Here is a 20,479-nt window from a genome sequence, read left to right as displayed (position 1 = left end):
ATTTTTTCTTCGCTGTGTTAATGCACTTGGAGCAACAAATGGCTTACCTGTGCGGTCAACAATATCGAGCATATTGACAATGTCAGCCATGGATTTATCGTTATAGATAGCCATGCCAACCAGTAACCATGCCATCGACTCTAAAGTGAGCTTTCGTTTTCTTAGAGTAACGGTATCAGTAAGCTCATAAGCACTATTGATGAGCTCAATGGGCAAGAGGTCTGCGAGTGTTTCAACTTGATTGGGTTTATAACTATTGATGATATCGAGGGCTTGAGAAACGTGCATAAAAAAATCCGATAAACAAGGTCTATCGGATTTTTACATAAAGGTAGGATCATTCAACTGATCTGCCGATTAAAGTCTTAACTGATCGGCATTAGGGCGATAATGCTCTTCTTCTTCAATGAAATAGGTGCTCTCATAAATCCTTTCAATTTTTTCTTTTGTGCAAATTATAGTGAACAATCTCAGCGAGCAATATGTTGATTGTTGTAAAACCTCACTAAAGCCAACAAATTATCAGCAAAATTCGCACATTGTATCGCTTTAACGTTAAAATGGCTGCAAATACACTCGGCAACTGATGGGATCTGCTGTGAATTTACAAGAACTCCTTACCCAACCCGAACTAGAAGATAAATTGCTTAATGAGGCCAAAACTCAAGGTTTTGTCGCATCCATGGCGTCAGCGCCTAACTTGCTCCCGCCAGAGGAATGGCTCCCTTTTCTATGGGGGGGAGAAGAAATCGCGCCATTTAGCGAAGGCAAACAGCTAGAAACCTATTTCCAACTGATCGTTGAAATGTGGAATGACTATCGCCCTGCTTTGCTCGAAAATCAATGGAGCTGGCCTGCAGGTTGCTCACTCGATGAACAAGAAATAGTGACTGAACATGTCCGTGATTTTTGTGAAGGTTTTCTTCAAGGTTGGCAACTTACGCGTGATGATTGGGAAACGTTAATGCCTGAAGATAGCCAAGATAATGCGCTACTTGGGGGCGTGCTCCTTTCGCTGAGTATGCTTTATGATCCGGAGACGTCCTTGGCAACACTTTCCCAACAAGGTATGCAAGGACTCGACCAGTTTGAAGAAATCTATCAGGCCATACCGGTGATGTTGTGTGGTTTAACGCAACGCGGCGCTCAGTTGGCACTAGAGCAATAAATTTGTTTTTGAATAGTTTTATTTTCGAATAACGTTAATTTCAAATCAATTTACTTGCGATAAAAAAGGCTCTGAATAAGAGCCTTTTGTCATCCACTATCGCCGAAAGGAATTAGGCATTCCCTTTGACTTGCAAATTTAACTGTTCAGCAAAATCCAACATACGGTTTAATGGGATGAGTGATTTCACTCTCACGGCTTCATCGACGAAAATTTCGTGATCTTTACCGCCTTCCATAAGAGCTGACTCAATCGCTCGAAGACCATTCATCGCCATCCAAGGACAATGCGCGCAGCTTCGGCATGTTGCCCCGGCCCCTGCCGTCGGTGCTTCAATCAATTCTTTCTCAGGGACTAACTGCTGCATCTTAAAAAAGATGCCTTTATCGGTCGCCACAATCATTTTCTGTTGAGGTAAGGATTTTGCTGCCTTAATCAACTGGCTTGTAGAGCCTACAGCATCCGCAAGTTCTACCACACTGGCTGGTGATTCTGGATGCACAAGGATGGCCGCATCAGGATACAGTGCTTTCATCTTACGCAGTGCATCGGCAGAGAACTCGTCGTGAACTACGCATTCACCTTGCCAAAGCAACATCTTTGCGCCCGTTTTTTTCTCGATGTATGAGCCTAAATGGCGATCTGGCCCCCAAATTATGGGTTTATCTTCCGCATCTAAGTGCTCAACAATATCAAGTGCAATGCTCGATGTAACCACCCAATCGGCACGAGCTTTGACCGCCGCCGATGTGTTTGCATACACAACAACGGTATGATCTGGGTGTGCATCACAAAATTCTGTGAATTTATCGGCAGGACACCCCAGATCCAAGGAGCATTCTGCTTTTAAGGTTGGCATTAAAATGCGTTTTTCAGGGGTTAAGATTTTTGCTGATTCGCCCATAAATCGCACACCAGCGATGATCAATGTACTGGCAGGATGGCGATTACCAAACTTGGCCATCTCTAATGAATCACCAACAAAACCGCCGGTTTCTTCAGCGAGAGCTTGAATTTCAGGATCGGTATAGTAATGCGCAATTAATACAGCATCTTTTTCTTTTAAGAGTTGTTTGATACTTGCTGTATAGGCTTGTTTTTGCTCAACCGTTAGTGGAATGGGCTTTGGCGGAAATGGATAAATAGTTTCAATCGTATCTAATATGTGGCTCATTGCTCTTGCTCTACGCAACTTCCAAGAATCCGAGCATTGTACACCGCACCTAACGAAGGATCAAAAGCGATTCATAAATAGTGCCGTCGAAGAAAGAGGCCGCAAGGCCTCTTTTTTATTAACTCAAATTGTTATCAATTCAAATTCTCTTTAGCAACCTTGGCAGACGCACTTGTAGGGTATTCATCCACAACTTGCTGATAATACTTATTTGCTTGCGCTGTATTATTATTGCGCTTGGCAATATCACCTAACTTAACCAGCGCATCAGCACGTTTATTGGAGTCACTGTAAGTGAGCACGGCGGCAAAACTTTGCGTCGCTTCTTTATCCTGCTTTTTCGCAAAATAGAGCTGCCCTAACCAATAATGGGCATTAGACGCAAAATTAGAATCTGGATAATCTTTTTGAAACTGTTGAAACGCTGCAATAGCACCACTGTAATCCCTTTTCTTCAGGATTAAATCAACCGCATTCTGATAGGCAGTTTGTTCATCAACATTGCTGCTAAACGTTCCTGCAATATCAGTGTCCGTTGTCGGCTGTGACGAACTTGCGGTTGTATTCTTCATTTCGCCACGTACGCGATCTAACTCGATAAAGAGTTCACGCTGACGCTGCAACATTTGCTGCATATCGTAGCTATTACGCTCTAACTGGCCACGTAGTTCGCTGATTTCAAGTGCCATATCATCGAGCTGCTGCTGCATTTTGAGTTGAACGCTATTACGGTTTTCAAGCAGACGTTCAAGACGTTGTACATTAGATTCAGATGATGATTGTTGAGCACGAGATGTGCTTGCTGAAGAGCTATTGCTAAGATCGGATACTGGAGCTGGTGCAGCGAGTACTTGACCCGCTGCACTTGCCAGTAACGTAAGCGTTACAATTCGCTTTAAGTTACTGAACATGAGGCGATTCCTCGATTAGTATACGAGAACCGCGCGGCGGTTCTTCGCATACACTTCTTCAGATTGACCAAGAAGAAGTGGCTTCTCTTCGCCATAGCTAACGATCGAGATTTGGTCAGCTTGTACACCTAGCGCTTGTAGATATTTCGCTACAGCTTGTGCACGACGCTCACCTAGCGCGATGTTATATTCAGGCGTACCACGTTCGTCAGCATGGCCTTCGATGGTAACTTTCATTGCTGAATTTTTGCTTAGGTAAGCTGCGTGTGCAGCAAGCATATCTTCGTAATCACCAGCGATTGTCGCGTTATCAAATGCGAAATAAATGGTTTGAGTTTCACGAAGAGCTTGTTCCTTTAGCTCTTGTTCAGAGAGTTGGCCATTCGCATCAATTGGAGAAACTACAGTTGTATCAACGCTGTTTGCTGAACCTGAAGTAGACTGGTTAGTTTGAGTACCAGAAGCGTTTGTCGCTTCATCGCTTGAACTACATGCAGTTACTGCAAGTACTGGTAGCGCAATCAGTAGCCCTTTAAGAACTTTATTAAGTTGCATTTTTTTTCCTTACTTTTTGATACTTACTTGCTATAAAAACGGAGACCACGCAGGAGCCCTAACGCGACCATTTGTTGCCGGTAATCTAGCTTTGAAACGCCCATCTATAGACACCATCGAAAGTACATTCGCTTTGTTATAAATAGAACTGTATATGACCATACCACCATTGGGTGCAATACTTGGAGACTCATCGAGCAAAGTCTTTGTTAGAATTTGCACTGAACCAGTTTCCAAATCTTGTTTCGCCAGATTAAAACCCGAATTACTTCGGTTTACCATGACAAGGAATCGACCATCAGGCGTTATTTGTCCACCTAAATTCTGGCTGCCTTGCCATGTCAGACGATTGGTAGAACCGTCTGATAAATTTACTTGATATATCTGTGGTTTACCACCCCGATCCGAAGTAAATATTAGCGATTTACCATCAGGATGCCAGAACGGTTCTGTATTATTTGATCTGCCACTCGTTATTTGTTTCAGCTTCTTGGTTGCCAAGTCCAGAGTATAAACCTGTAAGCTGCCCGTTTTAGACAACACCAAGGCGAGAGTTTTCCCATCTGGTGAGAACCTTGGTGCCCCATTATGGCGTGGGTACGAGGTCATTTTCTCTCTTTCGCCAGTATAAATATTCATAATGAATATTTCCGCTTGGCCGTTTTGGAAGCTCACATACGCCAGTTGCTTACCATCAGGTGACCAAGTCGGTGACATCAAAGGCTGTTTTGAACGAAGTACTAAACGTTCATTGTAACCGTCATAGTCAGCAACCCTTAGCTGGTAAGGATATTGTTCATCGTCGTTGACCACCACGTAGGCAATACGAGTGAGAAACGCACCCTTATCACCCGTGAGTTCTTGATAGACCAAATCTGAAATTCGATGCGCATACTCACGCATTCGGTTTGCTGGTACGGTGGCAACTTTATTGAATAAAACATGATCTTTAGAAAGCACCAACTGTCCATCGTTACTTAATGCTTTGCTTTGGCCTTGTGTCAGTTGACCACGCACTACATCTACCAGTTGGTAGTTGATGACATAGTTACCTTCTGCATTTTGCGTAATGCTACCTGTGAGCAAAGCATCAACACCAATACTGGTCCAAGCATCAAACTTCACATCGGTTTCATTGTAAGGCGTTTGTGGCATTTTGCTGGTCGCAATCGGGCTGAATTTACCACTACGTTGCAAGTCTGACGCGATCACCGCAGAGACATCCTGCGGTAATTTTGTTTTGCCTTCCCACTTAAACGGTACGATAGCAATCGGCCTTGCTGAATTAATGCCGTCGGTGATCACAAGCTCCAATGCGGCGTTGGCGAGCTGTACACTACTTGCGATGACAAGTAAGCATCCTAACATCAATCGCTTTAACACAAGCTTTTCCTTTTAATTTGGTTCTACAGTTAAATTAATGTTTTTCAATTGATTGACTACATCAAGATCATCTTTGGGCAGCGGAAACGTCCCCACCTGCGCCACAGCACGTTTTGTCGCCGCGCATAACCTTGAGTCACCATCAATAATGCTTAGATTACCGACTATTGCTCCAGTTCCCGTTGGAATGAGCCGTAGGTTCACTTTGCACTGTTTACTTTTAAAACTGTCTTCAATCAGCAAATTTTGTTGAATGAGCTGCGTATAGATTGCTCCATACCGCTGAGCTTCGTTCATTACAAATTGGGAACGAGCTGAGCTATTTTGCTCTGCTTCTGTTTCTAACCCAGAAAAAATGTTATTCAGCGCCGCTTCTTGTTCTTTGCGTTCACGCTCCAATCTCTCTAGACGTGCTTTCTCTTTTTTTGCATTTTCGGCCGCTTTCTTCGCCTCTTGTTCTTTGGCTATTCGCTCTTTCTCGGCTCGCTCTGCGGCTTCTCGCTCTTTACGAGCTTTCTCTTTAGCTTGTTCTGCCTCTTTTTCACGGGCAATGCGTTCTTTTTCCGCTTTCGCAATTTCAGCCTCTTTAGCGATACGCTCCTGTTCTGCTTTTTTTACCGCTTCTTCTTTTATCTTACGTTCCGTTTCCGCTTTTACCGCTCGCTCTTTTTCTTTACGAGCTCGTTCTTCTGCCACTTTACGCTCTTGTTCTTTTTCGGCACGTTGCTTTTCAGCTTCTCTGGCCGCTTTCGCTTCCTGAGCTTGTTGTTCTTTTAGTTGGCGAATATTCTCTTCTTCCGCCTTGCGGTTTTTTTCCAACTGCTCACTTTCGCGGCGTAACTTATCCAGCCGATCCTGCTCTTTTTTGGCAGCAGCTTCACGCTGGTTACGAATTTGCTGGGCTTGCTTTTGTACCAGTTGTGGATCAATCACCACAGCTTGAACCATCTGCCCGACAGGCTCGGGCTTAGTTAGGCTAAAATCCGAACCCCATAACAAAGCAATGATCAACACTATATGCAAAACAGCCGAGATAATGATGGGCTTTTTGTAATCGCTTTTTTTGGATTTATGATCTTTCATGAACAGTACAAACTATCCTTTAATTTCGGTTAGCAGACCTACTTTTGAAATGCCCGCACGATTCAATTCATCCAGAACCAGTATCACTTCTGCATAAGGCGTTGCAGCATCACCGCCAACCGCAACCGGTGAATCCGGTTTCAACGACAATTCAGCTTTGACTCTAATGATGACATCTTGCAGCGAAAGACCCCGCTCGACTTCCTCATTATTTACGCTCAACCCGAGACGACCTTCTTTATCTATTTCCACGATGATAAAACTACTATCACTATCACCTTTCAGCTCAGCCGCTGACTTTGAAGTGGTTGTTTTAGGAAGCTCGACATCAACGCCTTGAGTGACAAACGGTGATGTCACCATAAAAATAATCAGCAACACGAGCATAACGTCGATATAAGGGACAACGTTAATCTCAGCTGTCAACTTGCGCTTTTTACGCTGGTAACCCACCATCGTCTATTCCCTACCAGCCATCGCTTGGCGGTGAAGAATGCTATGAAATTCTTCAGAAAAGGTGGCGTAATTATGCTCTAATTTGCTGACTTTATTGCTCAACCTGTTGTAAGCCATCACCGCAGGAATAGCCGCAAATAAACCCATGGCGGTCGCAATCAGCGCCTCTGCAATACCAGGAGCCACCATTGCTAACGTCGCTTGCTTCACCGCACCTAACGCAATAAATGAGTGCATTATTCCCCATACCGTACCAAATAATCCAATGTATGGGCTGATAGAACCCACGGTCGCTAGAAATGGCAGACTGGTCTCTAACTCGTCCACTTCCCTTGCGACAGCAACTCGCATCGCACGTCCCGTCCCTTCCATGATGAAATCAGGTGAAGTGGCGTTAGTCTTGCGTAAACGTGCAAATTCGGTAAAGCCAGAGTAAAAAATCTCTTCTGTACCCAAAAGTTCATCTTTACGCTTTTTGACATCTTGATAAATAACGGATAAGTCAGTACCAGACCAAAATTTGTCTTCGAAAGCATCAGCGTTCTTTTCTGCTTGGGAAAGGACTTTACTACGTTTGATGATCATCGCCCACGAAACGATAGACATCCCCAAAAGGATTAGCATCACCATCTTGACCAATAAGCTAGCTTGCAAAAACAGATCGAGAATTGAGATATCAGCAGTCACTATGGGTTAACTCCAAAATTATTGATTGAGGCATCGCTTTTGGCCTCATGTTCTGATTGTCGATGCATGCTACCTTAACTATTGCTTTACACAATACTTTACCTTCAGGATTGACGAGCTCCTGACAGAAGATCAGTGAGGCTTTTTTCAACGCCGAAATCACAGTATTTATCGTCAGCATATCGTCTAAACGTGCAGCTTGTAGAAAATCGATGTCAACGTGCCTGACCACAAAACCAATGTTCTGCTGCAAAAGCGTCTGCTGAGACACTCCAACTGCGCGTAACATTTCAGTTCGGGCTCGTTCAAAGAATTTAAGATAGTTTGAGTGATAGACGACACCACCAGCATCCGTATCTTCATAGTAAATCGTTACAGGCCAATGAAAGGCTGAGGCTGTATTTTGCACAAAGGTTCCAACACATATACAGATTTAGGCGGATACTATAACGCAACTCATTGACGTTAGTACAAGCATTGAGTGGACTTTTACAAAACTTGAAACAAAAAATTAGTGCTGTCTCAAAGAGGCAGCACTAATGTGGGTCGTTAATCAACCTTCGACAGGTTATTCATACACAGTAAATATCAAACTAGTCGAATAATCGTTAGGTAAATTAAGATCGATAATGAAATGTAGGGGCTAAACAATAATTGCCAAAACCATTTGCGTGGTCTAAAGCCAACACCAAAAACCATACTTGCACACAGCGCCCATATCATGAGTGGTGAAATAACCGAGTTAAAACCACCAATGCTCTGAGAATACAGCTCGGGATCCCACATAATCATGGCGATATGATAAAAACCAAGCAAGAGCGATAAGACTCTGAGCAGAGTCTTATCAACCAGTTTATGGTACTCAGTGACTTGCATTGCAAGTTTACTCACTGTCTTTGTCCATCATTTCAGAATGCTCTAACCAAAGAGCGTTGATGATGCCAAATGCACAAGCTAAAAGCACACCTAGAATCCATGCGAAATACCACATATCTATGCTCCTTAGTAAAGTGAGTTTTTGTTTTCTTCAATAAACTTGCTATCAAGACGACCAAACATCTTGTAGTAAGTCCAAGTGGTGTAACCAAGAATGATAGGTACCATTACAAAAGCGACCACTGTCATTAAGTTCAACGTCAATTCACTCGATGTTGAGTCCCACATGGTCAAGCTATTACTTGGTACTAAGCTTGAAGGCATGATAAATGGGAACATCGCAAAACCAGCGGTGAAAATCACACCCGCATTGGCTAAGCTAGAAGCCAAGAATGCGAGACCACCTTTTTCAAAACGCGACGCCAACACAGCAAGTAGTGGCATGGCAACACCCAAAGCTGGCGCTATCCATAGTAATGGGTAAGCGTTGAAATTAGCCATCCACGCCCCCGCCTCACGTATCACTTCTTTATTGAGTGGGTTTGATGCGGCATGTGTATCAATGACGCTGGTAATCACGTAACCATCGATGTTTTGGATCCAAAACCCTGCAGCGACGAAAGTAACAGCAACCAACAAGCCCATTAGTTGAGCGACACCACGAGCGCGTGCATGCAGCTCATCGGTGGTTTTCATCTGTAGCCAAGCGGCACCTTGTAAAATAATCATAAACAAGCTGACTAAGCCACAAAGCAGAGCAAATGGGTTCAACAGACCAAAAAATGAACCGTGATACGTTGGCATCATGAAATCACTGAGTTGGAATGGCACGCCTTGTAGTAAGTTGCCAAAGGCAACACCAAAGATGACTGGTGGTACAAAGCCACTAATTGAAATACAGATATCCCAAGTATTACGCCACTTTGGATCTTCAATTTTTGAACGGTAATCCAAACCAATCGGACGAAGCCATAATGCAGCCAATGTAACAATCATAGCCAAATAAAATCCGGAAAATGATGTCGCATAGACTAACGGCCAAGCCGCAAACAGTGCACCACCTGCCGTGATAAGCCAAACTTGGTTACCATCCCAGTGTGGAGCAATAGAGTTGATCATGACACGACGCTCACTGTCATTCTTACCAATGACGGGAACAAGAGCACCAACGCCCATGTCAAAACCATCTGTGATTGCAAAACCAACCAGCAGTACGCCGATCAGCACCCACCAAATTAGTCGCAAGATTTCGTAATCAAACATTATTCTATCTCCCTGCCTTATGCTTCGACTTGACGGCTAACTTTGTCTTCAACAGAGTTTGCGTTTTGCTCAAAGTGATAACGACCAGTTTTCAGGCTGCTAGGCCCTTTACGAGCAAATTTAACCATCAGGTAAACTTCAGCAATCAAGAACACAGTGTACAGTGCAAGAATCGCAAACAATGAGGTCCATAATTCGCCCAGAGTTAGCGCAGAAGCGGCAACATTGGTTGGCAATATTTCACCAACAGCCCATGGTTGACGGCCATATTCAGCAACAAACCAACCTGCTTCAATTGCAATCCACGGTAGAGGAATACTGAACAAGGCGGCTTTAAGTACCCATTGTTTTTGCTCAATTTTCTGACGACAAGTTTGAATAAATGCTGCACCAAAGACAAATAGCATCACAAAACCAACACCGACCATCAGACGGAATGACCAAAATAGTGGCCATACGGTTGGAATTGAATCATCGGCGGCGGCTTGAATTTGCTCTTCCGTTGCATCGCTCACTTTATCGGTATAACGTTTTAGCAATAAGCCGTAGCCCAAATCGCCTTTCACTTCTTCAAAAGCGGCAATGTTTGCTGGCGATTTTTCGCCTGCACGTAATTTCTCTAACAGTTCATAGGCATACATACCGTTACGAATTCGGTCAACGTGTTGATCGCGTAGATCGCGTAACCCTGTGACTTCGGTATCCAGTGAACGTGTAGCGATAATACCCATCACGTACGGAATTTTTACTGCATAATCGGTGTGCATGGCGTCTTGGTTAGGCAAACCAAACAGTGTAAATGCAGCCGGTGCAGGTTCCGTGTGCCACTCGGCTTCAATCGCAGCCAGCTTCACCTTTTGAACTTCACCCACTTCATATCCTGATTCATCACCAAGCACAATCACGGACAAAATAGCGGCCATACCGAATGATGCAGCGATAGCGAATGAGCGGCGTGCAAACGCAACGTCTCGACCTTTCAGCAAGTAATATGAGCTAATACCAAGAATGAACATCGCGCCAGTGGTGTAACCAGAAGCGACGGTATGCACAAATTTCACTTGAGCAACTGGGTTGAAAACGACTTCAGCAAAGCTGACCATTTCCATACGCATAGTTTCAAAATTGAATTCTGCGCCAACTGGGTTTTGCATCCAACCATTCGCAATCAAGATCCAAAGTGCCGAGAAATTGGACCCCAGAGCAACCAACCAAGTCACGCCCAAATGCTGGCGTTTTGATAGTCTATCCCACCCAAAGAAGAACAAACCGACAAAGGTTGATTCTAAAAAGAAGGCTACAAGTGCTTCAATCGCAAGAGGGGCGCCAAAAATGTCACCTACATAGTGGGAATAGTATGACCAGTTTGTACCGAACTGGAACTCCATAGTGAGGCCAGTGGCCACCCCAAGGGCAAAGTTAATACCAAAAAGCTTACCCCAGAACTTTGTCATGTCCTTATAGATTTGCTTATCAGTCATTACATACAAAGATTCCATGATGGCTAAAAGAAAAGCCATACCTAGAGTCAATGGAACGAACAGGAAGTGATACATCGCTGTCAGTGCAAACTGCAACCGCGATAGATCAACGACGTCAATCATGGTAACTCCTTTGTGCCGGCTGAATGACACTTTTGACATGCTAAACGGGTTAAAATTCCTCAAAATTCATCAGTGATATAACCTCATCAAATGTTGAAAAATATCAGAATTTTGTTGCAAGCATGTACCGTTATGGTTAGTTAATTGTTAAGCATCAGCTAATATAGCTGGGACTAATACTACTTCTAAATGCAGGTTGTTTCAAAAGATTTATGGGAGAAAAAAGCCTTGATTTACATCAATTTTCACGCGGCAAATCTGAACAAAAAAAGAACAAAATGATCCACATCAAAGGAAGAATGAAATTGTTGTGAGTATTTAGTGAAAGGGATAGAAATTAATACAACGAATCACACAGAGAGTTAACAATACACTTCACATCATTAACTCTTTAGTGATAAGGAAATTATCATAAATAAGATGTAGTTCACACTTTGTGCTTACCACCTAAAAATGACGATGAGGTGTAAACTTATTTTTCAATTCCGAAGTGAAGATAGGCGCGATCGGTCGCCATTCGTCCTCTTGGTGTCCGTTGTAAATAACCTTGTTGGATAAGAAAGGGTTCTAATACATCTTCAATGGTATCTTTTTCTTCGCCGATTGCAGCAGCTAGGTTATCGAGACCAACAGGGCCACCGCCAAATTTGTCCATAATCGCTAGTAATAGCTTTCTATCCATATAGTCGAAACCTTGGCTATCAACATCCAACATGTTTAGCGCTTTATCTGCAGTCTCTATACATATGTGCCCGTTGCCTTTCACTTCAGCGTAATCTCGAACTCGGCGCAATAAACGGTTGGCAATCCGAGGCGTTCCCCTTGCTCTCCTTGCCACTTCAAGTGCACCATCCGCTTCCATCGACAATCCTAAACAGTCCGCGCTTCTTTGCACTATGTACTGTAGATCATCAATTTTGTAATACTCAAGGCGCTGTACAATACCAAAGCGATCACGCAAGGGTGAGGTTAACGAGCCAGCGCGAGTTGTTGCCCCAATCAGCGTAAAAGGGGGTAAATCGATTTTAATGGACCGAGCGGCTGGACCTTCGCCAATCATTATATCGAGCTGGTAATCTTCCATTGCGGGATAAAGAATTTCTTCAACCACAGGACTTAATCGATGAATTTCATCAATAAAAAGAACGTCGTTCTCTTCAAGGTTAGTCAGTAATGCCGCCAAATCACCTGCTTTTTCCAATACCGGACCAGAAGTTGTGCGGATATTCACTTCCATCTCATTGGCAACGATATTGGCTAATGTTGTTTTTCCAAGCCCTGGAGGGCCAAAAATCAGGAGATGGTCGAGTGGTTCGCTGCGCATTTGTGCCGCTTTAATGAAGATTTCCATTTGATTGCGTACATGATCTTGGCCACGATAATCCGCTAATTTTTTGGGACGAATCGCGCGATCAATAATATCTTCATCTTTAAAAATAGGGCTATCAGGGGCAATTAAGCGATCAGCTTCAATCATACCATTGCTCTCAAGGCTTCTTTAATCAGCGCTTCACTGGTCATGTCAGCTTTCATTACTTGTGCCACTACTTTAGAAGCTTGTTGAGGCTTATAACCCAAAGAAAGTAACGCACTGATCGCTTCTTCTTCCGCATTGCTCGTGAGCGCTTCCAAGGAATTGTTATCGACTGGCGCAGCGTCAGTAGCGGGAGTGAAGAGGTCACCGGCTCCCCAACCTTTCAGCCTATCTTTCATCTCAACAACCAAACGTTCAGCGGTTTTTTTACCCACGCCAGGAAGCTTAACTAATGTGGAGATATCTTCACGCTCAACGCATGAAACAAATTGACCGGCCGTCATTCCGGACAAAATACCCAAGCCTAATTTTGGCCCGACGCCATTCGCTTTAATCACTTCACGAAATAAAGCTCGCTCTTTTACCGTGTTGAAACCATATAAAAGCTGCGCATCTTCTCGGACCACAAAATGGGTATAAATGACCGCTTCTTCGCCCAATTTAGGGAGTTCATAGAAGCAACTCATTGGCATTTGGACTTCATAACCAATGCCAGCGACTTCAATCAATAGCTCTGGAGGTTGCTTTTCAATCAGAATGCCGCGAAGACGTCCAATCACAGGAAATTCCTTAGAGAAATGAGGTTATTTGACTCGGATGATAATAAATAACTGGATGTATAGCCAGTAGAAAAATACCACCTCGCTCGAGATCGGTTTTTCAGCGATATCGGCCTTTTTTAGCACTGCTTGCCCGCCCAGCTAACGCAATCAAGGTTTTATTGGTATTCGCATGACAAATTGCCACACCCAGAGCATCAGCGGCATCCGCTTGTGGCTTAGCCGATAATTTGAGCATTTGCTGGACCATATGTTGCACCTGCGCTTTATCAGCACTACCCGTACCAACTACAGATTGTTTAACCAGTCGAGCGGCATATTCATAGACTGGAAGATCCGCATTCACCGCCGCCACAATAGCACTGCCCCTTGCTTGCCCGAGTTTGAGTGCTGAGTCCGCATTCTTTGCCATAAATACTTGCTCGATGGCAAAAACATCAGGCTGAAACTGTGTGATGATTTCCATCACGCCAGCGTAAATTTGCTTGAGCCGCCCAGGTAACTCTTTTTCGGAGGTACGAATACATCCACTACCAAGATAGTACAAATATCGTCCATGCTGCCTGATCACACCATAACCTGTGATTCGAGAGCCGGGATCTATACCTAAAATAATTGACATGAAAACCTTAATCGTGGACGAAAAACAAAATGGGCTTAACCAATAAAGTTCAAGCCCATCATCGACAAGTTAACTGCCTGATTATTTACGACGCCAAGTAGTCCCACTTGGGCCATCTTCTAAAATGATGCCGAGTTCGTTCAACTTATCGCGTGCCACGTCAGCATTAGCCCAATCTTTTGCTGCACGTGAGTCATTACGCAGTTTGATCAAAGCTTCAATCTCAGCCACTTGTTCGTCGCCATTAGTGTCCCCTTTAAGAAACGCTTCTGGATCTTGATGCAAAATGCCAATCACATCGGCAAGCTCACGCATAAGTGTGCCAAGAGCGCTGGCTTGCTGAAGATTTTCTGTCTTCAACTTGTTGATATCACGTGCCATATCAAACAATACGGAATAAGCCTCTGGCGTATTAAAGTCATCATTCATCGCTATCGTAAAGCGACTGACATACTCTTCACCGCCCGCAACTGCTACGGTTAAATCCAACCCTCTCAACGCTGTGTATAGACGCTCTAGCGAGGCACGCGCTTGTTTTAGGTTATCTTCGCTGTAATTTAATTGGCTGCGATAATGGCCCGACATCAAGAAATAGCGCACCGTTTCCGCATCATAGTGAGCAAGTACATCGCGGATTGTGAAAAAATTCCCTAATGATTTAGACATTTTTTCTCTATCCACCATCACCATACCACTGTGCATCCATGTGTTCACATAGGGAGTGTCATGTGCGCAGCATGATTGAGCAATTTCATTTTCATGGTGAGGAAATTGCAAATCAGAGCCTCCACCATGGATATCAAAGTGGTTACCCAAAATCGCTGAATTCATCGCCGAACATTCGATGTGCCAGCCCGGGCGTCCTTCTCCCCATGGGGATTCCCAAGTGGGCTCGCCCGGCTTCGACATTTTCCACAACACAAAATCAAGTGGGCTACGCTTAGCAAGATCAACATCAACACGAGCGCCCGCTTGAAGCTGATCGAGATCTTGTTTGGATAACTTGCCGTATTCGTCAAATTTGCTGACTTCAAACATCACATCACCATTAGAAGCAACGTAAGCAAAACCGCGTTCAATCAGTCGTTGCACCAAGCCTATGATTTCTTGGATATAAGCGGTTGCACGAGGCTCGACATCTGGACGTTTCATATTCAATGCATCGAAATCTGCATGCATGTCTGCGATTAAGCGCTCGGTTAGCGAATCGCAAGATTCACCATTTTCGGCAGCACGTTTAATGATTTTGTCATCAATATCAGTGATGTTACGCACAAATGTAAGGTCATAGCCTAAGTAGCGCAAGTAACGAGAAATCACATCAAAAGAAACGAAGGTGCGACCATGGCCAATATGACAGAGATCATAAATGGTGACTCCACAGACATACATACCCACTTTGTTGGCATGAATTGGTTTGAATTCTTCTTTTTGTCTAGTGATTGAGTTATATATTTTCAGCATGATCTCTATCTAATAACTGTTTGAACTAAAATGGCTTCACAGTATAACAACTCTAGCCTAGCTTGGTCATCCTTATTCTCTCGCAATAATACGGCCCCTAAAGACATTTGTTGATTTGAATGTGTCCAAAGTTCAGTTAAAATCCGGGCCTCAACGAAAAATAGATAAAGGTAACTATCATGATCATCCTTCACACGAATTTTGGTGATATTAAAATTCAACTTAATGAAGAAAAAGCACCAGAAACAAGCGCAAACTTTCTACAGTACTGCCGTGACGGTTTTTACGATAACACTCTGTTCCACCGCGTTATCGATGGATTCATGATTCAAGGCGGCGGCATGACCTCTGGCCTAAAAGAAAAAACAACTCGCGCAACGATTAAAAACGAAGCCAACAATGGCCTAAGCAATAAGATCGGAACTCTTGCCATGGCGCGCACTATGGATCCACACTCTGCAAGTTCTCAGTTTTTCATCAACGTGAACAACAACACATTCCTAGATTTTCGTTCAGAAAGCCGAGATGGCTGGGGCTACTGCGTATTCGCAGAAGTGATCGAAGGTATGGATATTGTGAACAAAATAAAAGCCGTGAGCACAGGCTCTATGGGCATGCATCAAGATGTTCCACTAGAAGAAGTGTTCATTTCTGGCACAACCATCGAAGAGTAACGGTAAAAGGAGCGCTATGCGCTCCTTATTTTTATTATGCATACACTATTTATTTCTGATTTACACCTAATCCCTTCTCGACCAGATATCACCGAGTGTTTTATCCGTTTCATGCGCGAAGAAGCCATTCATGCCGATGCACTGTACGTGCTTGGCGATCTTTTCGAATTTTGGATAGGTGACGATGATAATTCACCTTTCGCCAACCAAATAAAATCGGAATTTAAACAACTGACTCGCGAAGGGGTTCCTTGCTATTTTACTCAAGGAAACCGCGACTTCTTGCTTGGCAAACGATTTGCGAAAGAAACCGGAATCACTCTTCTCCAAGAAGAACAAGTAATTGACCTTTACGGAAAAAAAGCCGTGGTGTTGCATGGCGACACACTCTGTATTGACGATATAAAGTATCAAGCCTATCGAAAGAAGGTTCACCAGCCTTGGCTACAATGGGTATTTAATCGGCTGCCATTTTTTGTAAAGGTTCGTATTGTGGGTAAAGTACAGTCGGGCATCCATAATGATAAGCAAATGAAATCTATGGATATTATGGATGTTACACAAAGTGAAGTGGATAGAGTTCTGACCCAGTATGGGGTCGATTTAATGATTCATGGCCATACTCATCGACCAGAGATTCATCACAGAAATCAACTTCATGGCACCGCAACGCGAATTGTTTTGGGTGACTGGTACACCCAAGGTTCAGTCTTAGTCTATGCTAATGATGGTTACGAACTACAAACTCGACCTTTTAGTTCTAAAAACTGACGCCAAGTCGCACTCTGGTACTAATTGGTTTAAGTGGTCGAATCAAAAGTTAAGCTATAATAAGTATAATCAATAATATCAATAATTAGATAAGAGTCTTGCCTTGAAATACTCCTATATCGCCAGACAACCCATACTCGATCGTGACCGGAAAACTATCGGCTACGAGCTGCTATTTCGAGACGGTCCTAAGAACACCTTTCCAGATATAGACCCAGACTTAGCAACGAGCCGGTTACTCTCTGATCATTTTTTATCCACTCATTACAATACGCTGGGTAAGCATTTAGGGTTTGTCAATTTTCCTTATCAAAGCCTGATTAACCTCGTGCCTACGCTTTTTCCTGCGCAAAACTTGGTCGTTGAGGTATTGGAAGATTGCGAACCAACTTTAGAGTTATTAGAAGCAATTAAAAAGATGGCGCAGCTTGGTTACCGAATTGCGCTTGATGACTTTGTACCCAGTTCAGGCTGGCTCGTCTTCTTCCCCTATGTGTCAATTATCAAATTTGACATCCGTATCGTTCCCCTTGAAAAAGCCGCTCGCTTTATTCAAAAACTTGGTGCGACGAAAATTGAGTTCCTTGCTGAGAAAGTAGAAACCTATGAAGAGTTTAAGCAAGCTAAAAAGGCGGGCTTTACCTATTTTCAAGGCTACTTTTTTAGCAAACCAGAGATGTTACAGCGCAAAGCGTTAGAGCCTGCATTTCTTACTGTGGTGCAACTGTTCAAAGAAATAGCCAAATCTAACCTCGATTACAAAGCCATTGAGGAGCTTGTCGCCACCGACCTGACCCTGTCTTATAAACTGTTAACCTTTGTTAACTCATCCGCGACAGTCAGTTCAAAGATCCATTCATTTAAACAAGCGCTGATCTATCTCGGTGAACAACGATTGAGAAAGTTTATCTCCTTGGTTGCGATTGCTTCGACGCAAGAATCTAAACCGGATTATTTGTATGGTTTATCCATTCAAAGGGCAAGATATTGCGAGCTGATCGGTGTGAAAGCAAAAATGAACGTCGAACCCGGTTCGGCCTTCCTGACAGGAATGTTTTCGCTACTCGATAGCCTACTTGATCAACCTTTAGAAAGTATCATGGAAGAGATGCCTATCGACGAATACGTTAAACTTGCCCTAATAGAAGGGAAAGGAGAGTTAGGTCTGGTACTTGAATTGACTCGAGCTTATGAACAGGCTGACTGGCAAAAGGTTGAGAAAATTGCTCATGCATTAAGTATCGAAGAGCCCGTGGTGAAAGAGTGTTACAACGAAGCTGTGAAATGGACAGCCGATTTACTGGGTGTCCACTCCTGAGTAGACATCGAGTTTAGATCTCCTTAAACTTCCCCGTCTTATCTGCATGGGCAATTTGAGAGGATTTATGAACCAATGCTATTGTGGTAGCCATTTAGATTACCAACACTGTTGTGAACCAATCCACAGTGATTCAGCTTTAGCCATCTATCCAGAACAACTGATGAGAGCCCGCTATAGTGCCCATGTTCTAGGCTTGGTTGATTTTGTCATCAATACCTATCATCCGAGTTGCAATGCACCACAGCAACGCGACGCGATTGAAGAATCAATCAACAGTCAATGGTGTGGGCTAGACGTCATCTCCGCAAGTATCCGCAACAACGAAAATGAAGGCTTCGTTCATTTCAAAGCCTATTACACACAGAATCAACAGCAATTTTGTCTACAAGAACGTTCACGATTTATACGAGAAAATGGTATCTGGCTCTACGTTGACGGTGAATTTCCACAGGAGAACACACCAACGAAGCTAGGACGAAATGACCCATGTCATTGCGGTAGCGGCAAGAAATTTAAGAAGTGTTGTGGGTAGGGTACTCAAAGTAAAACCCTTTTCTATGCAGAAAAGGGTTTACAATATGATTAGTTTTCTATCCTGACTACAATCCATTTCTTATATTTAGCTATTGATTCTAAATGAGCAACCTTACTTTTGTCCTAGCCACTGTTGGAATATTTTTCTATCTTGCTCTGTTGCACGACCATACCAAAGTTTTAGCTGTAAAATAGCTTCGCTTTCCGAGCCTTGGATAGGGTCAGCTTGTTCTTCAACTTCAGCCAATTCTTGTTTTAATGCTCGTACTTTTCCCGAATCTACCATTACGCCATTCTGCTGATTGTAATCATGCAATAAAGATACAGGATCACCGTATGGGAGAAAGCCCTTCTTACCAGGCAAAATATCAATAATAGCTACTGAAGGTAAATCATTCACGGTTAACTCAAACAGATCATCACCATGTTGCAAACGCTGCTGATAGTCACTTAAATCTTTAGCAACAAATTTGATGTGTAAATGATCATCAGGTTTAGTCATCAAAGTGATAACGTAAGGGATAGATGAAATCGCCTCTCGCTTAGCTCCATCACGAATTCGCCCTTTATATTGGACAACTAATTGATTTAAACCATCAGGCAGTGCCTGTGGTGACTCGGTAACCTTTTCAAGATTCACGACTAACAACGTAATGCTTGAATCTGTAGACAATGTTGCAGATAACGTTGGGGCAGTAATTAGGGCTATACAAAGAAAGCTAAGAAGTCGATAAATAAACATAGACGCACTCCAGAAATGGAAAAGCCAGTACTATGTACTGGCTTTTTTATAGTAATCAATTTCAAAAATTAGAAATCGAAGTAACCACCAACTAGAATTTCAGTCGTGTCTGCTTTACCATGATCATCACGAGTTGAAATTTCAGTAAATACAGTCAACAGGCTAGATGCAGCATAAGACGCACCTAGGATAAATTCTTGACCATCATCTTTGCTACCGTCATCTTGCATACCCGCAACACCGTATACAGAGAACGCATCAGTTGCTGCAAATGTTGCCGCTAGAGTTGCATTTTTAACATCTTTTACAGTATCTGCAGACACCACGTTGTAAGAACCTGCCAGAGTTACTTTGCCTAGATTAACGTCAGCAGCTACTGCCCAAGTTGACTTATCTTTGTAAGCCGCTGCATCGCCGACTGCTGGTGAATCGCCATGGTTTTGATACATCGCACCAACAGAGAAAATCTCTGCTGCATAGTTTGCACTCAAACCAAAGATGCTGTCTGTATTTTCAGCAGCTTCAGTATATGCATCAACAACTAATGTTAAACCACCAAAACCTTTAGTATAAGAAATACCATGGCCTTTACTATCCGAAGCTGAAGCTGGTAAGTAATTGTTATCTAGCTCATTTAAGATATCAGTTTTTGATACGGCATCATTAGAGTCAGAAACATCACCGATTTCACCAATACCAACTAGGCCGAAATCCCCTTTCAAATATGCAGCAACATCATCAAATTCTGCGTTATTATCACTCTTTTTAAACCCAGTACCACTTTGAATTTCAAAAGTACCGCCAGCGGTCAACGTGTCAGTCACTTTGTGAGAAAAGTCGAATTGAACTTTAGCCCATGCGTTAACGTCTAAGTCAGTTTTTACGTCTTTAGTGTTATCAGTTTTGTGGTCATAATCACTGGTATAAAGAAAGGTCGCAATTTCACCCTTCACAGATACAGAAGAAGCGTCATCTTTGAATAATTCAACCTTCGCTTGTGCAGATGTAGCAACACCAGCAACCAATAGTGCTAATAGAGTCTTTTTCATAATTAATCCACTGCCTTTTCTTATGTATGGGAATTCCTTATCCGGTTC

At 43.2% G+C, this 20,479-nt stretch carries 24 protein-coding genes; 5 read left to right on the top strand and 19 right to left on the bottom strand.

Going from position 1 to position 20,479, the window contains the following annotated elements; all coding sequences use genetic code 11:
• On the bottom strand, nt 1-288 hold a 288-nt coding region (locus tag AACQ17_RS13260; RefSeq protein WP_170935188.1), incomplete at its 3' end, for a transposase domain-containing protein.
• Between the two features lie 298 nt (nt 289-586).
• Between AACQ17_RS13260 and AACQ17_RS13255 the strand changes: the two genes are divergently transcribed.
• Nucleotides 587-1,168, top strand: coding sequence for a UPF0149 family protein (locus tag AACQ17_RS13255; protein WP_013856580.1), 582 nt, complete (start codon nt 587-589; stop codon nt 1,166-1,168).
• 112 nt (nt 1,169-1,280) lie between these two features.
• Here AACQ17_RS13255 and nadA read toward each other — a convergent pair whose 3' ends face one another.
• The 16 genes from nadA to cysS all read right to left on the bottom strand — a co-directional run bounded on the left by nadA (nt 1,281) and on the right by cysS (nt 15,340).
• A complete protein-coding gene (gene nadA / locus AACQ17_RS13250; protein ID WP_026028138.1) occupies nt 1,281-2,342 on the bottom strand; it encodes a quinolinate synthase NadA in 1,062 nt (353 codons plus the stop codon).
• Nucleotides 2,343-2,476: 134 nt separating this feature from the next.
• Nucleotides 2,477-3,253: a tol-pal system protein YbgF gene (gene ybgF / locus AACQ17_RS13245; RefSeq protein ID WP_019280925.1), complete on the bottom strand. Its 777-nt coding sequence runs from the start codon at nt 3,251-3,253 to the stop codon at nt 2,477-2,479.
• 15 nt (nt 3,254-3,268) lie between these two features.
• On the bottom strand, nt 3,269-3,808 hold the full coding sequence (gene pal / locus AACQ17_RS13240; protein WP_013856577.1) for a peptidoglycan-associated lipoprotein Pal: 540 nt from the start codon (nt 3,806-3,808) through the stop codon (nt 3,269-3,271).
• 30 nt (nt 3,809-3,838) lie between these two features.
• On the bottom strand, nt 3,839-5,176 hold the full coding sequence (gene tolB, locus AACQ17_RS13235) for a Tol-Pal system beta propeller repeat protein TolB (RefSeq protein ID WP_094146918.1): 1,338 nt from the start codon (nt 5,174-5,176) through the stop codon (nt 3,839-3,841).
• A 27-nt stretch (nt 5,177-5,203) separates the two neighbouring features.
• Complete coding sequence (tolA, locus tag AACQ17_RS13230) at nt 5,204-6,274, bottom strand: cell envelope integrity protein TolA (RefSeq protein ID WP_094146917.1); 1,071 nt, start codon at nt 6,272-6,274, stop codon at nt 5,204-5,206.
• 12 nt (nt 6,275-6,286) lie between these two features.
• Nucleotides 6,287-6,730: a protein TolR gene (gene tolR / locus AACQ17_RS13225; RefSeq protein WP_013856574.1), complete on the bottom strand. Its 444-nt coding sequence runs from the start codon at nt 6,728-6,730 to the stop codon at nt 6,287-6,289.
• 3 nt (nt 6,731-6,733) lie between these two features.
• Nucleotides 6,734-7,417 (bottom strand): protein TolQ, encoded by a 684-nt coding sequence (tolQ, locus tag AACQ17_RS13220; protein WP_013856573.1) that lies wholly within the window; start codon nt 7,415-7,417, stop codon nt 6,734-6,736.
• Nucleotides 7,407-7,826: a tol-pal system-associated acyl-CoA thioesterase gene (ybgC, locus tag AACQ17_RS13215; protein WP_017042272.1), complete on the bottom strand. Its 420-nt coding sequence runs from the start codon at nt 7,824-7,826 to the stop codon at nt 7,407-7,409. Before ybgC ends, tolQ begins: the two co-directional genes overlap by 11 nt.
• Nucleotides 7,827-8,005: 179 nt before the next feature.
• The gene (ybgE, locus tag AACQ17_RS13210; protein WP_094146916.1) at nt 8,006-8,308 is read right to left on the bottom strand and encodes a cyd operon protein YbgE; all 303 of its coding nucleotides are present in this window, start codon (nt 8,306-8,308) and stop codon (nt 8,006-8,008) included.
• Nucleotides 8,301-8,408, bottom strand: coding sequence for a cytochrome bd-I oxidase subunit CydX (gene cydX, locus AACQ17_RS13205; protein ID WP_000270284.1), 108 nt, complete (start codon nt 8,406-8,408; stop codon nt 8,301-8,303). The genes ybgE and cydX overlap by 8 nt, the downstream gene beginning before the upstream one ends.
• A gap of 11 nt (nt 8,409-8,419) precedes the next feature.
• Nucleotides 8,420-9,556: a cytochrome d ubiquinol oxidase subunit II gene (gene cydB / locus AACQ17_RS13200; RefSeq protein WP_013856570.1), complete on the bottom strand. Its 1,137-nt coding sequence runs from the start codon at nt 9,554-9,556 to the stop codon at nt 8,420-8,422.
• Nucleotides 9,557-9,573: 17 nt separating this feature from the next.
• Nucleotides 9,574-11,160 carry a cytochrome ubiquinol oxidase subunit I gene (gene cydA, locus AACQ17_RS13195; RefSeq protein WP_029189795.1) on the bottom strand — a complete coding sequence of 529 codons (1,587 nt, stop codon included), beginning with the start codon at nt 11,158-11,160 and terminating at the stop codon, nt 9,574-9,576.
• Nucleotides 11,161-11,632: 472 nt separating this feature from the next.
• Nucleotides 11,633-12,637, bottom strand: a complete 1,005-nt coding sequence (ruvB, locus tag AACQ17_RS13190; RefSeq protein ID WP_017042275.1) for a Holliday junction branch migration DNA helicase RuvB — start codon at nt 12,635-12,637, stop codon at nt 11,633-11,635.
• Nucleotides 12,634-13,254, bottom strand: a complete 621-nt coding sequence (ruvA, locus tag AACQ17_RS13185) for a Holliday junction branch migration protein RuvA (RefSeq protein WP_013856566.1) — start codon at nt 13,252-13,254, stop codon at nt 12,634-12,636. The genes ruvB and ruvA overlap by 4 nt, the downstream gene beginning before the upstream one ends.
• A 100-nt stretch (nt 13,255-13,354) precedes the next feature.
• A complete protein-coding gene (ruvC, locus tag AACQ17_RS13180; RefSeq protein ID WP_088732636.1) occupies nt 13,355-13,876 on the bottom strand; it encodes a crossover junction endodeoxyribonuclease RuvC in 522 nt (173 codons plus the stop codon).
• Nucleotides 13,877-13,957: 81 nt separating this feature from the next.
• Complete coding sequence (gene cysS, locus AACQ17_RS13175; RefSeq protein WP_088732637.1) at nt 13,958-15,340, bottom strand: cysteine--tRNA ligase; 1,383 nt, start codon at nt 15,338-15,340, stop codon at nt 13,958-13,960.
• 179 nt (nt 15,341-15,519) lie between these two features.
• On the opposite strand from cysS, the gene AACQ17_RS13170 reads away from it, so the two are divergent.
• The 4 genes from AACQ17_RS13170 to AACQ17_RS13155 all read left to right on the top strand — a co-directional run bounded on the left by AACQ17_RS13170 (nt 15,520) and on the right by AACQ17_RS13155 (nt 18,638).
• Entirely contained in the window at nt 15,520-16,014 is a 495-nt protein-coding gene (locus AACQ17_RS13170; RefSeq protein ID WP_010319203.1) for a peptidylprolyl isomerase, read from the top strand.
• Between the two features lie 36 nt (nt 16,015-16,050).
• Entirely contained in the window at nt 16,051-16,785 is a 735-nt protein-coding gene (gene lpxH / locus AACQ17_RS13165) for a UDP-2,3-diacylglucosamine diphosphatase (protein ID WP_094146915.1), read from the top strand.
• Nucleotides 16,786-16,888: 103 nt separating this feature from the next.
• Entirely contained in the window at nt 16,889-18,103 is a 1,215-nt protein-coding gene (locus AACQ17_RS13160; protein ID WP_094146914.1) for an EAL and HDOD domain-containing protein, read from the top strand.
• A 67-nt stretch (nt 18,104-18,170) separates the two neighbouring features.
• A complete protein-coding gene (locus AACQ17_RS13155) occupies nt 18,171-18,638 on the top strand; it encodes a YchJ family metal-binding protein (protein ID WP_141195296.1) in 468 nt (155 codons plus the stop codon).
• Nucleotides 18,639-18,752: 114 nt separating this feature from the next.
• Here the strand turns inward: AACQ17_RS13155 and AACQ17_RS13150 are convergent, their stop codons facing one another.
• Nucleotides 18,753-19,382 carry a DUF2057 family protein gene (locus AACQ17_RS13150; protein ID WP_017048063.1) on the bottom strand — a complete coding sequence of 210 codons (630 nt, stop codon included), beginning with the start codon at nt 19,380-19,382 and terminating at the stop codon, nt 18,753-18,755.
• 68 nt (nt 19,383-19,450) lie between these two features.
• A partial coding sequence (locus AACQ17_RS13145) for a porin (protein WP_206208103.1) occupies nt 19,451-20,479 on the bottom strand: 1,029 nt, incomplete at its 5' end.

Origin of the sequence: Vibrio sp. V10_P2A27P122, assembly GCF_963874335.1 — a bacterium.
GTDB lineage: Bacteria > Pseudomonadota > Gammaproteobacteria > Enterobacterales > Vibrionaceae > Vibrio > Vibrio anguillarum.
Note: the sequence above shows the minus strand (reverse complement) of the source record. Positions and strands in the feature narration are given on the sequence as shown.

Coding starts and splice junctions, on each gene's coding strand:
- AACQ17_RS13255 (WP_013856580.1), top strand. CDS start 587: ATGGGATCTGCTGTGAATTTACAAGAACTCCTTACCCAACCCGAACTA.
- nadA (WP_026028138.1), bottom strand. CDS start 2,342: ATGAGCCACATATTAGATACGATTGAAACTATTTATCCATTTCCGCCA.
- ybgF (WP_019280925.1), bottom strand. CDS start 3,253: ATGTTCAGTAACTTAAAGCGAATTGTAACGCTTACGTTACTGGCAAGT.
- pal (WP_013856577.1), bottom strand. CDS start 3,808: ATGCAACTTAATAAAGTTCTTAAAGGGCTACTGATTGCGCTACCAGTA.
- tolB (WP_094146918.1), bottom strand. CDS start 5,176: ATGTTAGGATGCTTACTTGTCATCGCAAGTAGTGTACAGCTCGCCAAC.
- tolA (WP_094146917.1), bottom strand. CDS start 6,274: ATGAAAGATCATAAATCCAAAAAAAGCGATTACAAAAAGCCCATCATT.
- tolR (WP_013856574.1), bottom strand. CDS start 6,730: ATGGTGGGTTACCAGCGTAAAAAGCGCAAGTTGACAGCTGAGATTAAC.
- cydX (WP_000270284.1), bottom strand. CDS start 8,408: ATGTGGTATTTCGCATGGATTCTAGGTGTGCTTTTAGCTTGTGCATTT.
- cydB (WP_013856570.1), bottom strand. CDS start 9,556: ATGTTTGATTACGAAATCTTGCGACTAATTTGGTGGGTGCTGATCGGC.
- cydA (WP_029189795.1), bottom strand. CDS start 11,160: ATGATTGACGTCGTTGATCTATCGCGGTTGCAGTTTGCACTGACAGCG.
- ruvB (WP_017042275.1), bottom strand. CDS start 12,637: ATGATTGAAGCTGATCGCTTAATTGCCCCTGATAGCCCTATTTTTAAA.
- ruvC (WP_088732636.1), bottom strand. CDS start 13,876: ATGTCAATTATTTTAGGTATAGATCCCGGCTCTCGAATCACAGGTTAT.
- cysS (WP_088732637.1), bottom strand. CDS start 15,340: ATGCTGAAAATATATAACTCAATCACTAGACAAAAAGAAGAATTCAAA.
- AACQ17_RS13170 (WP_010319203.1), top strand. CDS start 15,520: ATGATCATCCTTCACACGAATTTTGGTGATATTAAAATTCAACTTAAT.
- lpxH (WP_094146915.1), top strand. CDS start 16,051: ATGCATACACTATTTATTTCTGATTTACACCTAATCCCTTCTCGACCA.
- AACQ17_RS13155 (WP_141195296.1), top strand. CDS start 18,171: ATGAACCAATGCTATTGTGGTAGCCATTTAGATTACCAACACTGTTGT.
- AACQ17_RS13150 (WP_017048063.1), bottom strand. CDS start 19,382: ATGTTTATTTATCGACTTCTTAGCTTTCTTTGTATAGCCCTAATTACT.